Annotated in this window: 15 protein-coding genes; 3 read left to right on the plus strand and 12 right to left on the minus strand. The window is 41.8% G+C overall.

Annotated features, from left to right (window positions below):
- Nucleotides 1-95: 95 nt before the first annotated feature.
- Together AC3WVG_RS03040 and AC3WVG_RS03045 are read left to right on the plus strand one after the other, a co-directional pair.
- The gene (locus AC3WVG_RS03040; RefSeq protein WP_488796704.1) at nucleotides 96-647 is read left to right on the plus strand and encodes a glycine cleavage system transcriptional repressor; all 552 of its coding nucleotides are present in this window, start codon (nucleotides 96-98) and stop codon (nucleotides 645-647) included.
- 11 nt (nucleotides 648-658) lie between these two features.
- Nucleotides 659-2,029, plus strand: a complete 1,371-nt coding sequence (locus tag AC3WVG_RS03045) for a PFL family protein (protein ID WP_488796705.1) — start codon at nucleotides 659-661, stop codon at nucleotides 2,027-2,029.
- A 100-nt stretch (nucleotides 2,030-2,129) separates the two neighbouring features.
- Here AC3WVG_RS03045 and AC3WVG_RS03050 read toward each other — a convergent pair whose 3' ends face one another.
- The 5 genes from AC3WVG_RS03050 to AC3WVG_RS03070 form a co-directional block, all read right to left on the minus strand.
- Complete coding sequence (locus tag AC3WVG_RS03050; RefSeq protein ID WP_488796706.1) at nucleotides 2,130-2,588, minus strand: hypothetical protein; 459 nt, start codon at nucleotides 2,586-2,588, stop codon at nucleotides 2,130-2,132.
- A gap of 223 nt (nucleotides 2,589-2,811) precedes the next feature.
- A complete protein-coding gene (locus tag AC3WVG_RS03055) occupies nucleotides 2,812-3,147 on the minus strand; it encodes a hypothetical protein (protein WP_488796707.1) in 336 nt (111 codons plus the stop codon).
- An 81-nt stretch (nucleotides 3,148-3,228) separates the two neighbouring features.
- Entirely contained in the window at nucleotides 3,229-4,542 is a 1,314-nt protein-coding gene (gene hemA, locus AC3WVG_RS03060) for a glutamyl-tRNA reductase (protein WP_488796708.1), read from the minus strand.
- 12 nt (nucleotides 4,543-4,554) lie between these two features.
- Entirely contained in the window at nucleotides 4,555-5,382 is an 828-nt protein-coding gene (ccsA, locus tag AC3WVG_RS03065) for a cytochrome c biogenesis protein CcsA (RefSeq protein WP_488796709.1), read from the minus strand.
- The gene (locus AC3WVG_RS03070; RefSeq protein ID WP_488796710.1) at nucleotides 5,360-6,040 is read right to left on the minus strand and encodes a precorrin-2 dehydrogenase/sirohydrochlorin ferrochelatase family protein; all 681 of its coding nucleotides are present in this window, start codon (nucleotides 6,038-6,040) and stop codon (nucleotides 5,360-5,362) included. The genes ccsA and AC3WVG_RS03070 overlap by 23 nt, the downstream gene beginning before the upstream one ends.
- Before the next feature lie 484 nt (nucleotides 6,041-6,524).
- On the opposite strand from AC3WVG_RS03070, the gene AC3WVG_RS03075 reads away from it, so the two are divergent.
- Entirely contained in the window at nucleotides 6,525-8,969 is a 2,445-nt protein-coding gene (locus tag AC3WVG_RS03075; RefSeq protein WP_488796711.1) for a sensor domain-containing diguanylate cyclase, read from the plus strand.
- A 25-nt stretch (nucleotides 8,970-8,994) separates the two neighbouring features.
- Here the strand turns inward: AC3WVG_RS03075 and AC3WVG_RS03080 are convergent, their stop codons facing one another.
- From AC3WVG_RS03080 to AC3WVG_RS03110, 7 genes are all read right to left on the minus strand, one after another.
- On the minus strand, nucleotides 8,995-10,362 hold the full coding sequence (locus tag AC3WVG_RS03080; protein ID WP_488796712.1) for a sigma-54-dependent transcriptional regulator: 1,368 nt from the start codon (nucleotides 10,360-10,362) through the stop codon (nucleotides 8,995-8,997).
- 74 nt (nucleotides 10,363-10,436) lie between these two features.
- The gene (locus AC3WVG_RS03085) at nucleotides 10,437-11,696 is read right to left on the minus strand and encodes a sensor histidine kinase (RefSeq protein ID WP_488796713.1); all 1,260 of its coding nucleotides are present in this window, start codon (nucleotides 11,694-11,696) and stop codon (nucleotides 10,437-10,439) included.
- Between the two features lie 486 nt (nucleotides 11,697-12,182).
- Nucleotides 12,183-12,470: an SHOCT domain-containing protein gene (locus AC3WVG_RS03090; protein WP_488796714.1), complete on the minus strand. Its 288-nt coding sequence runs from the start codon at nucleotides 12,468-12,470 to the stop codon at nucleotides 12,183-12,185.
- A 24-nt stretch (nucleotides 12,471-12,494) separates the two neighbouring features.
- Entirely contained in the window at nucleotides 12,495-14,357 is a 1,863-nt protein-coding gene (locus tag AC3WVG_RS03095) for a bifunctional serine/threonine-protein kinase/formylglycine-generating enzyme family protein (protein ID WP_488796715.1), read from the minus strand.
- A 51-nt stretch (nucleotides 14,358-14,408) separates the two neighbouring features.
- The gene (locus tag AC3WVG_RS03100) at nucleotides 14,409-15,116 is read right to left on the minus strand and encodes a PP2C family protein-serine/threonine phosphatase (RefSeq protein ID WP_488796716.1); all 708 of its coding nucleotides are present in this window, start codon (nucleotides 15,114-15,116) and stop codon (nucleotides 14,409-14,411) included.
- A 317-nt stretch (nucleotides 15,117-15,433) separates the two neighbouring features.
- Complete coding sequence (locus AC3WVG_RS03105) at nucleotides 15,434-17,008, minus strand: HD domain-containing phosphohydrolase (protein WP_488796717.1); 1,575 nt, start codon at nucleotides 17,006-17,008, stop codon at nucleotides 15,434-15,436.
- Between the two features lie 155 nt (nucleotides 17,009-17,163).
- Nucleotides 17,164-18,000, minus strand: coding sequence for a DUF4405 domain-containing protein (locus AC3WVG_RS03110; RefSeq protein WP_488796718.1), 837 nt, complete (start codon nucleotides 17,998-18,000; stop codon nucleotides 17,164-17,166).
- Nucleotides 18,001-18,086 lie beyond the last annotated feature (86 nt).

Consider the following 18,086-nt stretch of genomic DNA (forward strand, 5'->3'; position numbering starts at 1 on the left):
CCAAGACAGGAATGAACAATGGAAATTGAGTTGATAACAGGTTCGGCCACAGGCTCTTTTAGAAGTCAAAAAGACAGGAAGACGTGGAGATAATAATGCAAAAATTTGCCCTGTCAGTACTTGGCCAGGACAGGCCAGGGATCGTTGCCAAGGTTGCGGAAATACTTGCCGATTTTGGCTGTAATATTGAAGACCTGTCACAGACAATATTGCAGTGGGAATTCGCTGCCATTTATATCTTTAGCAAGCCTGACCAGGTCGATCCCGAAGATATTTTACATTCACTTGAACAGGCCTTAAACCCATGGGGACTGACAGTTATATTAAAGCCAGCCGGCAAGCAAAATAAATGGATAGAAGAGCCGACTGACCCTTTTGTGGTTACCGCCATAGGGCAAGATAAAGTAGGACAGATAGCCAAACTTACGGGAATTATGCGCGATTTTGGATGTAATATCACGGGACTTAAGGCCATAAATCATAGTCAAACTTTTCCTGACAAGATGGTCATGGTTTTTGAGTTCGCGGTTCCTTTAAGTATAAATTTTAAACAGTTACGAGATGAATTGGAGCAAGCAGCCCATAGCGTAGGCTTAAAATTTACTATTCAACATCGGGATATTTTTGAAAATATTCACCGGATTTAGCGAGGTAGGCCATGCTTTCAGAACGTGAGGTTCTTTCTACTTTTGAGATGATCAAGAATGAACATCTGGATGTGCGCACCGTGACCTTAGGCATTTCTCTCTTTGACTGTACCTCTGATGATTTATCTAAATTCTTGGACAAGATCTATAGTAGAATAGTCTCCACAGCAAAAGATTTGGTCCGTGTTTGTGATGAAGTAGGAGATAAATACGGCATACCAGTGGTAAACAAACGTATCGCCATTAGTCCCATGGCCGTTGTTGGCGCACCTTTTGATTCCGAACAGATGGTTGAAATAGCCAGGACTCTGGATAAGGCTGCCAGGGAGGTCCAAATAGATTTTATCGGAGGATTTTCAGCCCTGGTGGAAAAGGGCATGGCTACTGGCGATTTGTCCTTGATAGAAGCTATCCCGGAAGCCCTGGCCCAGACTGAACGAGTCTGTGCTTCAGTTAACGTGGCTTCCACCAAGGCCGGCATAAATATGGACGGAGTTTATTTGATGGGCAAGACCATCAAGGAAGCCGCGCATTTAACACGCGATAGAGATGGCCTGGCCTGTGCCAAATTGTGTGTTTTCGCCAATATCCCCCAGGATATTCCCTTTATGGCCGGGGCCTATTTGGGAGCGGGCGAGCCAGGAGCCGTAATCAATGTCGGCGTCAGCGGTCCCGGGGTAGTCAAAAAAGCCATTGACCGGACACTGGAGGCCAATCCGAAAGCAGACTTGGGAATGCTTTCAGAAACAATCAAGAAAACGGCTTTTAAAGTCACTAAAGTCGGGGAACTCATTGGTCGGGAAGTAGCCAAAAAAGTAGGCGTCCAATTTGGTATTGTTGACCTTTCCCTGGCCCCTACCCCCAATGTAGGTGACAGTGTAGGCGAAATTTTTCAGTCTCTGGGTCTGCACAGTATTGGAGTACCGGGAAGCACGGCTATTCTGGCTATGCTCAATGATGCGGTGAAAAAGGGCGGCTCCTTTGCCAGCTCATATGTGGGTGGTTTAAGCGGGGCCTTCATTCCCGTCAGTGAAGATTTAAACATTGCCAATGCAGCCAGGGATAGTTTTCTGAATCTGGAAAAGCTGGAGGCCATGACTTCTGTCTGCTCCGTAGGACTGGATATGGTGGCTGTACCAGGAGATACTTCTGCCGAGACCCTGGCCGCTATAATCGCAGATGAAATGGCTATCGGTGTAATCAACAGAAAAACAACAGCTACCAGGATTATCCCGGTGCCCGGAAAGAAGGCAGGAGATAAGGCCTACTTTGGAGGGTTATTAGGGGAGGCCACAATTATGCCTGTACGCGAAGGCTTCTCTGAAAAATTTATTCGCCTGGGTGGTCTAATCCCTGCGCCACTACAGAGTCTGAATAATTGAAGTTGAGAAGATAAGTGGATGGGAAGATAGGAAGAAATAGAGGTTGCCTTTCCACCTTAACTTCTTAACTCCCTAACTTCCCATCTTCGCACCTAAAAAATTATTGAGCAGAGCCAAGCTCGGCCTGAACCTGCTGCAGTAATTCTTTAGCCTGCATTAGCTTTTCGCTCTGTTCCTCGGTGGATACTTGCGAGCTTAAATAAGCTGCCTTCTGAGACATTTCCTGTAAAATATTGGAGAGAAGCATATTCTTAGTCATTTGTGGCAAATTTTCCAAAGTAGCAATCTTTTGCTCCATGCTCAGCACTTTACTGTCCAGGCTCTGAACATCACCTTTCAAACTGGAAAGTTCCTCTACCTTGGCCGAAAGTCCGGAAATATTCTGGTTCAGGCCAAAAAAGAAGACCACCAGGAGCAGGACACAAAGAATAGAGATAATCATGGCCACTTTTCCCATATCCTTGCGGGAATTGGCAATGATATCCTTGGCAAATTGCTGCTTATTATCCTCAGTCTTTTCCTCATGCCTTAATGGAGTAACCTTTTCTTGTGCTTGCATTAGAATAACCTCCCTTGTTTAATTATAAGCTTAGAGTTTGAAGAGGTGTAAGTTCCTTGTTAAAAATTAATGCGATAACGACCAATGACATATTTATCCGCTTTTTGGAAAAAATATCAATTTAATACCTCAATGGCAAGACTGAGTTTTGAGATTTAATCTTGCCCGGTGAGGTCTGGCTCGCCTGGTACTTTCCTTACAAATCCTACCGTCTCGCCTAAACTTAGACGGGAATATCTTGATTTTTTAACATATCATCAAGAAGTTCTATCATTTTCTCTCTTTGTGCCGGCGTGGCATAGGTAATACACTCACAGCGAATTTTGCCCCTGGCCCGCACTAAAAGTTCCAGTTTAAGCCAATTTTTTCCTGTTTCCAGTGCCATATAATATGGACCGCACTCCTTTAGATGAACAGATTGTCTCTCGCTTAGCGTATCAACGGGTAATGGCAGCCAGAAAATATCATCTATCGGGCCTTGGTAGCCTTGCTCTCTAAGATACTGCTCAAATTTTTTAATATGATCCCGGTTTATTTCTTCAATATAGTATGAACGCATGATTTTCTCCTCCTTACTTCACCGCTTACCCTCTCCTAACTACTATTATATTGTATTCTCTCCGCTTCACCCTTTCCCTCTTTATCGTTTCCTGTCCTTGTGTGCATTTTCGGGTATATGCTCGTTATCCAGATTAAACATTCGTCTTGTTAAATCTATGAACTTTTGCGCATTTTCCTCCTCGCGAGTCCGTCTTTTTAAGAACATAATCGGTTCATGATAGAGTTTTTTCACCAAAGACTGGGCCAGAGTTTCCATAGCAGAGTAGGTCTTTTCATCAACATCCTGCTTCAAGCAACGCAAAGTTCTTTTGAGCTCTCTTTGGGCGATGGTTTCTCCCTTGGTCAACAAATCCACTATGGTTGGATTCAAATCCAGGGACTTAAGCCACTGGGCGAACTTGTCTACTTCCTGCTTAATGATCATCCTGGCCTTTTCAGCCTCTGCCTTCCTATTGGCCAGGTTTTCTTCCACAACCTCTTTTAAGTCATCAATATCGTATAGGTAGACATTGTCCAAAAGGTTGACGTCAGGATCGATGTCTCGGGGCACAGCAATATCAATAAAAAAAATAGGCCTGTGTTTTCTCTTTTTAAGGATCTTTTTTAAATCCCTGGCCTGAATGATAGTTGATGGGGCGCCGGTTGAACTTATAACGATATCCACTGTGAGCAGGTTGTCCTGGAGATCATCTAGACACGCTGCCTGGCCCTGGAACTTGCAGGCCAATTCTTGAGCTCGTTCCAGGGTCCTATTGACCACCAAAATTTCCTGCACACCACTGTTTAACAGATGTATGGCTGCCAATTCAGCCATTTCCCCGGCGCCTACGAGCATGGCCCGTTGTTTGGACAAGTCACCAAATATCCTTTTAGCCAGTTCCACCGCCGCATAGCTTATGGATACGGCATTGGCAGCTACTGCTGTTTCTGTGCGCACTCTTTTGGCCACAGAAAAGGATTTGTGCAAAAGCCGGTTGATGATGACTTTGACTGTTTGGTCTTTTACAGCTTTTCGGTAGGCATCTTTAAGCTGTCCCAAGATTTGGGGCTCTCCTAGAACCATAGAGTCCAGGCTGGAGGCCACGGTAAACAGATGCTCTACTGCTCCCAAGTCTTGATAAAAATACATATTTTTTTTCAACAGATTAATATCCGCAGCACAAAATCCAGCCCAGGTATTTAAGACTTTATTTTCCACATCTTCCAGCGCAGCACTTCCAACACAAAGGATTTCAACCCGGTTGCAAGTGGACAAAACCAGTGCCTCGGTTATGGGTCCGTCCTGGCTTATTAAACCTTCTTTTAAGGGATTGAAGTTGGTCAGAGCAAATTTCTCCCGCACCTCAACACTGGCCGTGCGGTGATTTAAACCAAACAAATATATTTTCTGCATCGCTTCGCTATTTTATGGTTTAAAACTGTGATGAGTTGGGATTAAAAAATTAACTCCGAGCATGGAGATTACAGTCAGGACAAAAATAATAATGGCCAGTTTGGCCGGTTTTCTTCCTTTCCAGCCCAGAGCAAGGCGTTGATGAAAAAGATAAGCATATAATAGCCAGATGATAATGGCCAAAATTTCCTTGGGATCCCAGGTAAATATTTTTTTCCAAGTAAAGGCAGCCCAGATAAATCCTGACAAAGTTCCCACGGTAAAGAGGGGAAATCCCCAGGTCACAGCCAAGTGATTGGCGCGGTCAAAGGCAGTCAAGGAAGGCAAATCCCTGGAAAAAGAAGAAAGCCTGGATTTGGTTTTAATCTTTTTTTCCAGATATAAATAAGCAATCCCGGCGCCAAAGGCCATAGCCAAAAAACCCATGCTAATAAATAACGTGCCTATGTGCAGGGCAAACCAGAGGCCACTTAGCCGCGGAGGAATTGGGATGACTTTCGGAGAAATAGCCAAAGAAGATGAAAATAGTATTAAAGCCAGAGGAGCAGCGATCAGAGATAAAAATTTTAATTTTAATCTAAACCATAATAAGAAAAAAACCAGCAAAAAGGCCCAGGCTAATAAACTAAAATAGAACTGGCCCTGAACAAGGGTTTCATTGAAAGAAAAAAAGTATTGTAAACCAAGGTCTATGCTATGCAGGCCAAAACCTGCTACGGTCAGATAGTTGCCTAGACTTTGCAGTTTTTTTTGTCTGAAGAGAAAGCCGGCTAAGACCTGTATCGCAGCTACAAAGTAAAGCAGTGCAATACCTAAGTCAAAAATTCTTAGAGATATCATCAATCAGTCCTCCTATATGCATATGGAGGTTTGGAGGCAAAATTTTCTTCAAAACTTTTTCTACTTTCTCCAGTTCCTTTAATTTTAAGGCATCTAAAAGCTCAGAGGAAGTTAGTTGGCGAAAAATACTCGCGTTTTCTTGTTGTTCAAGACCAAGAGACAGAACCAAAGGTCTAATCTTAGACATAAGCCTGGTCAATAAAAAGTATTCGGGACCGAAGACATGCTCTAGGTCCTGACGGATCTTCCTGGCCAGTGCCGGGCTATGCCCGCCAGTGGATATGGCCAGACATAGATCACCTTGAGTAAAGATAGAAGGAAGAATAAAGTCGCCCTGTTCAGGGACGTTGGCTACATTGCAAAAAATATTTCTTTTTTTACATTCAGTGGCAATAGTCTGGTTTAGCTCTTTATCGTTGGTACAGACAAAAACCAGGCTGACCTCGTTTAAATCGCTGGGCTGAAATTTATTTCTTTTAAATTCAAGGCGAGGATGGGAAGATAAATCCTCAGGCAAACAGTTGTAGGGCTCAAGGACAAGAATCTTTTTTGCCCCGCAATTAAGCAAGGTCCTGATTTTTCGCTGACCAACCTTACCTGCGCCAATTACCAGGCAGGTCTTGTCCTTGAGGTCTAAAAAAATTGGATAATAGCGCATAAAAAAAAGGTTAAAGTTTAAGCTGTAAAGCTCGACCAAAACACGGTTCGAGACTCGATTTTGTGCCGAACTTCAATACAAGTCTACAGGTTTAATAAAAAACGGTAAAGGGGTTGCGGTTAATAAAATTTTTAAACGGGAAGTGGACAAACGCTATGGAATTATCTGAAGCCTGCATCTTAAATCCTTTCTTGAATAAGCCTCTCTGAGCAAAGCTCAAGGAAAGGCCCCAATTGACTCGACTTACCAAACAGTTGTTAACTCTTATTTGACATAAAAAATACAAATAAATTTCGATAGTTGTCAAACAGGTTGTCGCCAAACGCTAAAAAAAGTTAATATGGTCCGTCTGCTTCAAAAAAAATTAACGTTTTTGAACAAAAAAAGTTATCTTTCACAAAAAAAACAATCAAAGGGGGTTGAATTAGCCTGTAATTTTTTCTATGCTAAAATCTATTATATTATCTAATAACATAGGTGGACTATGATAAAAATAACTAATTTAAAAAACAAAAAGGACAAAAAAGTTCAGAAGATAAAACTTTCCCTGTCCAAAATTTTTAACCCTGAAGAATGGAGCCTTAACGGAAGATTTTTATATCTACCTACAATTTTGTTAATTTTTTGCCTAATTGCCAGCATGTTTTACTTTACAAAGACCATTAAGAGACAATTGGGCAACAATATAGAAAAACAATTAAAGCTTGTTACCTCCTGGGTACAAGATGAATTAAACAGGGGAGTAAGATTCGCCCAAACCCAGGCTTTTTCGCTCTCACTGAACCCTGAAGTCCAAAAGGCACTTGAAACTCAAGACCGGGAACTATTAAAAAAAATTATCCTTCCTTATCTTGACCGTATGCGCGTTGTTTCTGGTTATACATCTTTATCTTATCATTTTATGCTCCCTCCGGCAGTCACTTTTTTAAATACACAAGATTTAAACGTAAAAGGTACGGACTTATCCGGCGAAAAACCATTAGCGTCCAAGGCTGGGGAAGAGTTACGCATGCTCTGGGGGATAGTTCCAGGACACCATGGGCTTAATATTCAGGAAGTCTGTCCGATAACTAGGGCCGACTCCCTGCTCGGCATTCTTGAAGTGAGTTTGAATGTTCAAGAAATTGTTACCAAGATACAACTGCCAAAAGGTGTTGGGATTGCTACTTTTGTGGACAAAAGTTTAAAGTCGTCTCTCGATCCAGACATAAATTTTACAGAAGGAAAAAAATGGATCTATTTTCAAAAAGAAAGTTATCGCAAAATGCTTTTTGATTTAGATGAAGATATTCATTTCCTTACTCTAAGTAAAAAAGGACAAATATATTATTTCATTATCCCCGTAAAGGACAACAATGGCAACGTCATAGGAGGAATCTCTATAAATTATGATGCAAAACTAAATCAAAAGGAAAGTGAAAATATAATTTTTTATTTCTTTAATATATTATTCCTACCTTTCTTAGCTATCATAGCTGCCCTTTACTTGAACATTAAAAGAATTAAGGTTTTCTTTGCAAGATTAAGAAGAATGATTGTTGCATCGCATACTAATGACTTTGCGGACAGATTTGAAACTGACCATATACACTGCCTTGAAGTATTGCATTGTAACCATGAAGAATGCCCAGTTCACAAAAATCCATCACTGGTATGTTATCTAGAGACAGGCTCGGAAGCCATATCTCCTCAATGGAGAAATAGCTGTATATTCTTAAACAAATATGGTTCTTGTTTGAATTGTCCTGTCTATGCATTGCGTAAAGGAGATGAACTTACAGAGATGCGCAATGTGGTTAACACCATGATGCGGTTATGGAAGACATTCCTTAACCGCATTGGCCAACTTCTTGACGAGGTCTTGCGCACCAGAGAAGGCTCAAGGCAGCTCCTATCTCTTGACGAGGTATCTTTACGACTAGAGCAAATGGCAAAGCTCACCTCGTTTAGCAGAGACATCAAAGGTGTGTACAGTAAAGACGAAGTTTATGAGCAGTTAAAATACGTCTCTGAAAACACCTTTCACATGAGCCGATTTGTGATCTTTGAAGTTAACTCCAGTGACAACCGCATGATTCCAGTTTTGGACAATGTTCCTTCTGAACCGCTTTGCAAACGTGACATCCTTCTCTCCCCGGAACTGTGTAGAGCTAAAAGAATGACCGAAGAGATCTGTTCAAAAAACAATCCTGCTCTTTGTCCATTCTTTAACTGTGATCAGACCAAATACTATCGTTGCTGTTTGCCCTTGGTTATGGGCGGACAAGTCGGGGCAGTGATTTCTTTTCTGATCCCCAAGTCAGAATGGAATACACGCAGTGAACAACTCGTGATCATTAGGAAATACCTGGATGAAACAGCCCCTGTCCTTGCATCACTCAGGCTTTTGGAAATGTCCAAAGAGCAAGCCTTGCGCGATCCTTTAACTCGTTCACACAATCGAAGATTTCTTGAGGAATATATCGCGCAATTTGAACCTTTATCAAAAAGGGAAGAAAAAAATGTTGGCTTTTTGATGGTAGACCTGGACTATTTTAAACAGGTCAATGATAAGTATGGGCATCAGGCCGGCGATGCAGTTCTCAAACAACTGGTAAAAATAATGAAAGAAAATATCCGTAGCTCCGACTTGCTTATCCGTTATGGAGGAGAAGAGTTCTTAGTGCTTTTACCGCAAGTGGAGCCGGATATGTCAGAAAAGGTGGCGGAAAAAATCCGATCCAGTGTTGAACAGTATAAATTCGAGCTCCCCAGAGGCCAGAAGATAAATAAGACTGTCAGCATCGGGGTTGCTGAGTACCCCAAAGATGCCGATACGCTCTATAAAGCCATCAAGTTCGCCGATGTGGCCCTATACGAGGCCAAAAATCGTGGCAGAAACAGGGTGGTTAGATTTCAGAAAGAAATGTGGTTAGACGACCAATATTAGATAGTAGAAAAGATTTTCTAGGCACTTATTCTAACCCATATTTGGCAAGCTTATACCGCAAAACCCGCTCTGAAATACCCAAAAGTTTGGCCGCCTTGGTTTTTATTCCTTGTGCCTCTTGCATGGCTTGAGCAATGCGCATCTTTTCCAGCTTTTCAACGGCCTCCATTAAGGGCAGAGCAAAAAAGTCCTGAGCAGGATTAGGCCCTTTGCTTTTATGCAAATAAGGAGGCAGGTCATCCAGGGTAATAAAGTCAGTTTCAGCAAGAATCACAGCCCGTTCAACAATATTTTCCAGCTCGCGCACATTGCCTGGAAAATCATAGGTCAGCAAAGCCTCCAAGGCCTTACGCGTAAAACCCTTAATTTTCTTGTCATATTTTTGGGCAAACCTGGAGCAAAAAAATTCGGCCAAGGGACCTATATCTTCTCTTCTCTGGCGCAAGGCAGGGATGTTTAGACTGAATACATTTAACCGCCAGAAGAGATCTTCTCTAAACTTTTCTTCTTTGACCATTTCTTCAAGATTCCGATTGGTGGCTGCAATAACCCGCACATCAACTTTAATTTCCTTAACACTGCCCACGCGTGTAAAAGTCCCATTTTGCAAAACTCGCAGCAGCTTGGCCTGAAGTTCTAAAGGGAGATCTCCTATCTCATCCAGAAAAATGGTTCCATGGTCAGCGGCTTCAAACAAACCTTGTTTAGCTTTGGTCGCGCCTGTAAAGGCACCCTTTTCATGGCCAAAAAGTTCACTCTCAAGAAGCCCGCCGGGAATAGCCGCGCAATTTATGCGTACCAATGGTTTATCTCGTCTGGATGATAGGCGATGAATGAGTTCGGCTAAAACCTCCTTTCCTGTGCCTGACTCCCCTAAAAGAAGCACAGTGGCTTCTGTCTCTGCTACCTTTCTGGCCAAACCCAAGAGCTCCTTCATGGTGGAACTCTGGGCGATAATTTCTTTAGGCAAAAAATCCGGCCAACCACTTACCTGGCGGCGCAGCCTAACAACTTCCTGTTCAAGTCTGGCCTTCTTTAGGGCCCGCTCGATAAGCAGCAATAATTCTTCCAGGTGCACGGGCTTGGTTAAATAATAGAAAGCGCCCGCGCGCATGGCGTTCACGGCTTTGTCTACCGAACCAAAAGCAGTAATTATAATAACAGGGGTTAGGGGCAGGCTCTTTTTTAACTCGGTGAGAACTTCCAGCCCATCTGCATCGGGAAGCTTATAATCGAGCAAAATCAAATCCGGACCCTTATCTTGCGCCTGCTTGATTCCTTCTGTTCCTGTCATAGCTGTAACTACTGAAAAACCATGATGGACAAGGTAATCAGACAAGATCTCTCTCTGCGAGGAATCGTCTTCTATGATTAAAATCCTTTTTTGAGACATGTTTAGTTTATTGGTTTATTAGCTTGATTATTTTAGAATCTATTATTTAACCACTCAACCATTCAACTATTTAACTATTCAACCAATACAAGCGTAAACTCAGCCCCTTCACCGGGCTTACTTTCAACAATTAGCTCACCATTATGGGCCTTGGCCACCATTTCTACTAGAAAAAGACCCAGGCCAAACCCTTGTTTCTTCTGCGTGTAAAAAGGACGAGCAATCTGCTTCAATACTTGTTTTTCTATGCCAGGACCATTATCTTTAACCTGAAGATGAACTTTTGCCCCTTCTCTCCAGGCTCTCACCCGCACCCTGCCATTTTCCGGCACAGCTTCCAGGGCATTACGCACCAGATTGCCCATGGCCCGCATAATCCAGCGAAAATCAGCCTGGAAAGAAAACTCATTATCAAAAACCAGCTCAAAATGGACTTTTTTACTTTGGGCCAGAGGTAAATATTCCTCCTCAAGTGCAAGCAAAACATTTCTGGCCTCAATTCTCTCTGGCCTAACCTCTATCCCCTTGGCCACTTGCAGAAGTTCATAAATAAGCTCATCTAACTTTCTAACTTCTTTTTGCATCTTGACAAGAAGCTCTGGCTTTGGCCGACCGAGCTCTTTTAGATATTGCAAGCCCATACTCAAAGAATTCAGAGGATTGCGTACCTCATGTGCAAGCATAGAGGTTAGCCTTCCCACGGCGGCCAGCTTTTCAGCATCTACAAGCTGCTTACTGAGCTCTTCCTGCCTGCGACTTAACCTCTGAAGAAAAATTCCAAGAACAAGCATAATCAAGCTGCCGCCTGTGGCTGTGATCACACTATGCCATAATCCTTCCTTCCACATAACTCTCCCAAAACCAACATCAATACCCACTAAAATATTTACTCCCGGCTGGGGCCATTCTTTAAAAGGCTGACACAAGTAGTAAATGGAATCCTTTTCAATCCCTTGACCGCAAGCCAAAAGAAGATCTTTCTCAGGGAGTTTCGCCTGAGGAAAGGTATTTAAAAAAAATCGTTCTTCCTGCCATACTAAAACCCCATAGAGGAGAGGCTGACTTTGAAATTCATCCACCAGCCAAGAAAGATTTTTAAGATAAGCGGGAGGGTCTGGGATGAGGCCAACTGTTTCTATATGGCCTACAAGCCGAAGACGGACAAAAGACAGGGCCTGCTCAGCCTCCTGACGCAAATGTTCTTTAAGCTGAGTGTGAATGAAAAAAAGATGAATGGCCGTGGCTATCCACAAAACCAATATCCCTGCTCCGGAGATGAGCAGAGGCAGAATATGTTTAGAATGGAAAGTTATTTTTGATCTACTAATAGCCATCTTTTTTTGTCTGCCGTAAAATTATGAAAGTGTCCATTGGATTGATTCTATTTTTCACGACCGGATGCCTGCAAAAATGTTAATTTTGGGTCTTGAGTTTTGAGTTATTTCAACATGTTGCAATGTAAAATTTTGTTGAAAACTTTAAAAAATAACTTTTGCAGCGACATCTGACAAAATATTTACAAGTCTGTTGGAAATCATGAGTGCATCCGTTAGATGTCCTGATTACGGCATTCTGAGCAAAGCGAAGAATCTCTACATAGCGAATGAAAATTTTCCCGCCAAAACGACACTTTTGCGCCCTTAAAATCACGCAACTTGAGTGAAAATCTGGCAAAACTGTTACCGCCTAGGCTAAAACTCCTACCCCGTAGATTGGTTGGAAGAAACTTTGTTCCGAAAGTAACTGTCAATGGCCCGCCTATTTTTGCAAATTGTATGTTACAAAAAAACATACAATTTGCAGTTAATTCCCTAGGATTGCTACTCCTCCAAATCATCCTTCATTTTTTGAAACTCCTCTTTTGAAATTTCACCTTTAGCATATCTCTTCTTTAAAATATCCATTGCATTTGCTTCTTTCTGGCTATTCTTCTTTACAAGAAAATAAACGATTAATGCAACTGCTATAAGGATAAAGATCATCATAACCGCTCCCCCAAAGGGATAGCCCACCATATGCCCCCATCCATCCATGTAACCACGACCACTTTGATCAGGATATGCCACGCTTAAAAAGAAATCATTCAATAAAAACAAATTTGACACCATCTTACTCACCTCCTTAAATAAAATTTATTTTTTGATGTTGGCCACAGTCCTGAATCCAGCATCATCAAAGGCTTCCCAAGGCTGACGAACAACGGTTTGAGATTTAACAGGTATATCGTCTCGCTCCTTGTCCTGGCCAGTCATCAAAAAAAACTTCAATCCTTTCTCCTTGCCATAGTCAATTGAGACCCATTCCTTAACATTCCCGTTCAATCCTTTGATACCGTATCTATTTGCAGGGAACGATCCCACAGGCAAAAGATTTATCCTTTGCTGGGAAGCGGGAGAAGCAACTTGATTGGCCTGGTCAGTATGCATGTGCAGTACTTGATCTCCTTGAGAAGAGGGCTGCCTCTCTGGAGTCGAGAGGGCCGTACTCGCCCTGGCGGCCAGTCGCCACTGAGGCATGGTTGGTATGCTTCTACCGTAATATTCAGCAAATTTTTTGGCTCCGTAAGCAGTGACCCGAACTACAGGATGAGAAGCCAGGGAGGGATCATTCAGAAAGAAACGCCCGTCGCGATAAATTATAGGTTCATACCCCTGCACGACTTCGCCCAAAAGAAGCCATATATTTCCTTCTCCTTTGACTACCTGGCCTTGTACGACAATGTCATTGAGGTTCTTATTTAAGAACTCAATATATTGATGGTTAGTAACCTCTGTTTCATCCATATAAAAAGGAGGAATCTCAACAACTTTACCAGCTTCTAGCCCATGCTCTACGGTAATTTTGCCTCCTTCAACAAGGCGCAAGATAGCACCATCCTTCCCTGAAATAATTTTTGGGAAACGGCCATTTGAAAAGGCGAGAGATGGCTGGACTTCGTCTTGGCTTACATCTTGCGGTTGCTGCCCAGGTTCAAGCGGTTCAAAAGGCTGTAACTTTGATGAAGTCGAAAAATGATACCAAATACCTCCCCCCAGCAAAATAATCAGGACAAAGACCAGGGCTATCCATCCAACAGGGAGGTTGGTATCCCATCGTTTGTACTCATGCTGGGTGGAAGCGTCTGCAACATAGCCAATGAGTTTCTCAAGGGCCTGTCTTAATGCCTGAACCGAAGGGGTCCTTTTGTCCCTCTCTTTTGCCGTTGCTTGCTGAATGATTCTGTCTAACCGCTTCAGAAAAGGGGTTGATGGATTAGGCAGACGGGCTGTCTTAAATATAAAGCTGGTCTCCTTATTCATCTTGCCAGCTACAGCTTCATAGAGGATTTTACCCAAAGCATAAACATCGGCTCGAAAATCAGTAAGCGACAGTTCCATGAACTGCTCGTTAGACATATAAAAAAGGGTCCCCAATATATGGTGACTGCGGGTCACCGGCTTTAAAAAACGCCCCCCTGCCAGACCAAAATCAGCTATTTTGGGGATATCGCCGTCCAGCAGGATATTTTCAGGTTTGAGATCCCGGTGGACAATACCCATTTTGTGAATGGTTTCGACTCCATTCAAAATCGGTATGAAGTACTTGCGTATCCATGCACGAATTTCATCCTCATCCTCCCCAAATCCTTCTTCAGGCATGTAATGTCTGAGGGTCGTACCCGGAACATATTCCATTACTATATAATCAAGCTCCTGTCCGTCGATTCGGACACGATCAAAATCAAAAACCTGGAGGACGTTAGGATGGCGTATCCGGGCCATGATCTGAACTTCCCGTCTAAACCTTTCAATCTCCGTTGCTGCTTCCTGCTCGTCTTCCAGCGAAGTCAAAAATTCCGGTGATGTAATCTTTACCGCTACATCTCGGTCAAGATTTTTTTGTCGTGCAAGATAAACCTCGCCCTTCCCTCCTGTAGCAATATGCCCCAGTATCTCCCATTTTTCATTGAGAGTAGTCCCTTCTTCAAGAAGGGGTTGTCTGCACTCACTACCCATATGCTTATCCTGAATATATTTTATTTTAAAAAAAACTCCAGCCGAATTCTTTTAAACTGTGGCAAGGACAATGGTTATATTATCTCTGCCACCAGTAGCCAGAGCTAGATCAAGCAATGCCCGCGCTTTGTCCTCCAAAGTGGACTGGGACTTAAGCACTTCTGTTATCTGCTCACTGGAAACATATTTATGTAACCCGTCACTGCTCAAAAGCAGAATATCTCCATGTTTTAAGTAAAAACTATTCTTGTCCGGATTACAATCGGGACAGCCAACACATTGATCCAGAACATTACGCAAGGGATGGGTTCTAACCTCCTCCAAGGTCATCTCCCCTTGGTCCAAAAAGGACTGCAAAAAACTGTGGTCTTTGCTTATTTGAGTCAGTATCCCATCCCGAAAAAGATAAAGCCTGCTATCACCAACATTAATCCAGTGGACGGTCATGCCAAGAATCAGGGCTGCTACTGCAGTAGTGCCCATCCCCTTGAATTCCGGTTTCTTCTCTACCTCTTGCAAAATGATATCTCCGGCTCGCTCTATAAGCCTGCTAAGCTCTCCCTCGGGCTGGTCTGCATTTGGGTTGTATTGGGCTAAAGTATCAATAACGATCTGTGCGGCCAGTTCGCCTCCGGCTTCCCCTCCCATACCATCGGCAACGGCCAGCAAAAGGGAACCGTTTGATATCTTTTTGGCCAAAAAGCGATCCTCATTCCTTTTGCGATAGGATCCCTTATGACTGATTGCAAAAAAATCCATACTAAAATCCTTTTTAAATAACCTGATTTATGTTGGTTGTGTACTCTTAATAGTCTGTGGCCAAACCTTGACTGCAGAGCAACTTTCCATGATTTTTTTAGTCCTGGTTTCCATTTGGCGGTCAAAACGTGGTTTGGCTACAGACTATTAAATGGACCTCATGTTATAAAATCAAAAGGTATCTCCAACTTTGGCATAAATTTCTTATGATAGTTTTAGCTTCTGCTCGCAGATTATGAGTTTTGCGATCTAGCCTCTAGCTCCTTGAGTTATAAGCGATTTTTAAATATTCACTATATTTGATATCGAGATCAGTCTCAAGAAAATGTTTCTTTCATGAATTCTTTCTCACATTTCAGAAAGGCAACTACAATATCTGGATCAAAGTGTTCTCCGCTGGCAGCCTTGATTCTTTTGACGGCCTCTGCATGAGACAGTCCTTGCTTATAGGGCCTTTTTGACCTGATCGCGTCATAGGCATCACAGAGGGCAAAAATTCTTGCCTCCAAAGGAATTTCCTCGCCTTTTAAACCCTCCGGATAACCCTTGCCATTATATTTTTCATGATGATACGCACAAATGTTTTTGCCCATAGTAATAAACGATTGCTTAAGATTGAATTTGTCAACAGCATCCTGAAGCACCTGCTTTCCAATAATAACATGCCTCTTCATCTCTTCAAATTCTTCGTTCGTTAATTTTCCTTCTTTTAATAAGATGGAATCACGTATTCCTACTTTTCCTATATCATGCAAAGAAGCGGCATCATAGAGATCTTCGATAAATTCATCTGTAATAACTTTTCGATATTTTTTATTCTTACGCAACTCTTTTGCCAATATCACTGCATAGTTTCTAGTTCTTTCTAAATGATGCCCTGTTTCAGCATCTCTCCATTCAGCAAGCCCAGCAAGAGAAAACAAAACAGCTTTTTGCGCTCCTATCAACTCTTTAAATCTCAATATATTTATATAGACAACAATAGATATCAAACAAAGAAATAAAATAAGAAATATTGCGGATACTAATCTTATTTTTTCTAATGCTGCTTTCAATAAAGGATGCTTGTGATATATTGCTACGACCAATCTCTTGCCTGGAAGATACTTCACTGTAGAATAGTGAATAGTTTCTACCTCTGAAACATCGAGTCGACCAGAAGAGCCACTAAAATCATAGTTTGACTTATTGAAGTTAATCGTTCCGTCTGACTTTAACGATAACAAGTCCCCCTCTTCAGTCCGAAGAAATATATTTCTAGGGAAAAGTTCAAGGACCTTTGAAAGATTTATATTTAAAATTAAAACTCCCTTTCTCCTGTTTTTAGAGTCAAACAAAGGGGTGGCTAGCCTTATTACCGGAGTATAAGACGTCCCTGCGTTACCCTGCTTACTCTTCAAATCTATTGGGGAAGCATATATCTTCCCCTTATCCAAAGTCATGGCCTCTTGAAAGTAATCGCTATGTTTCTTATTTTGCAGCAGAGAATCAGGGACGATAACAGTGGTACCATCTTGGTTATTATTTATCTTGATTATTTCGCGACCTGAGGAATTGATAATTCTGATCTGATGATACTGTTTATACACTTTAGCGAACTCAAAAAATATATGCTGGACATCATTTCTATAACTAATGGATTCAAAATCATTATCTATAAATTTTTTAGTGCTCGGAAAGTTCTTTAGAAAAAATAAGTCTTTCTTCAGATCACTAAAAAATACTTTAATAACCTCCTTTGCAGAGAACAATTGGGAGATTGCATTGCCGTGCCGCCATTTTGCTTCTGCCTCATATATTTGCTTTTCGCCTAAATATAAGACCACTCCGAAAAGGACAAAGAGAGCTATAATGATTGATAAGAATGTCTTATTTTGCTTTATAATTTTCATACCTATGTTGTTAGAGCTTCAATGTGTTAATCTGGTAAAATTTATTATAATCGGTTCTTAAAGAGTCTTTTTTAGCGGCCGAGAAAACTGCAATTTCACACAGGATGTGAATCACTAAAAAATCAATATCCAATCTTTATATAGCTATCTCTGATCTAATGATCAATTTTTTTGGCCTGCCGTATAACCATGTAAATATCCATCGGATTAACTCTATTTTTATTGGCCAGATCTCTTAATGTTATGTCCTTATTTACTCCAACATAGCCATTTTCTTTGAGTAGCCTTAAAACCCGTTCCAGATCTAGCTTGTATTCTTTACACACTTCACCCAAGCTCTTGCGCCCCAGGCCAGACGGTGGAATATCAGGCATGGTGTGAAACTCTTGCCCATCCGCATCCCCTTTCATAGCCAGATATACATCCTTAGGGGTCAGGTCATTTTTGCGGGCAATTTCCAGGATAGTCTGATCTGGATTTTGCACTACAATATTTTTTTCTTTCAAGTTTTTAAGACTTTGCTGCAAATCAAGACCTGTTCTCTGACACAACATCTTTACAGATGACAATTCAGCATGCCCATAAGGTGGCTGCCCATACTTTCTGGCCGCAGCCTCTTTTATGGATTCACTGATATTTATAATTGTAGAGAAGGGCGGAACCATAAAATATGTACCCAGGCTAACGACAACAGTCAGCAAAAAAGCTATGGTAAAGTTAGCATTAAAAATGGTTATCCTGGAAGCCTTATTTTTAAGATATGTAATAATGGGTTTCCAATTGTAATAAATATGAAGACAAAGAGAAAGCAAAAACAAAAAACCCAAGTTTATATGCAGGTTAGCCCAGTCTTCTTTACTTAACCCCCAAAACCTCCAATCACTCCAGTAGGCCACCCTACCATGTGGGACAATATACAGAACAATACTGGTTAAAAGTATCAGAAAAAAAGAAATAAATGCCGTTAATGAGGTAATTCGACGCATATTCATAACATCCTCCTAAGTAGCTCGTAGGTAAAGTGTTTTCTAAATTTATTAAGCCCTTATTCCCTGTCTCCCACATCTTCCCAGTTTCT

This window comes from Desulfovulcanus sp. (genome assembly GCF_982781345.1).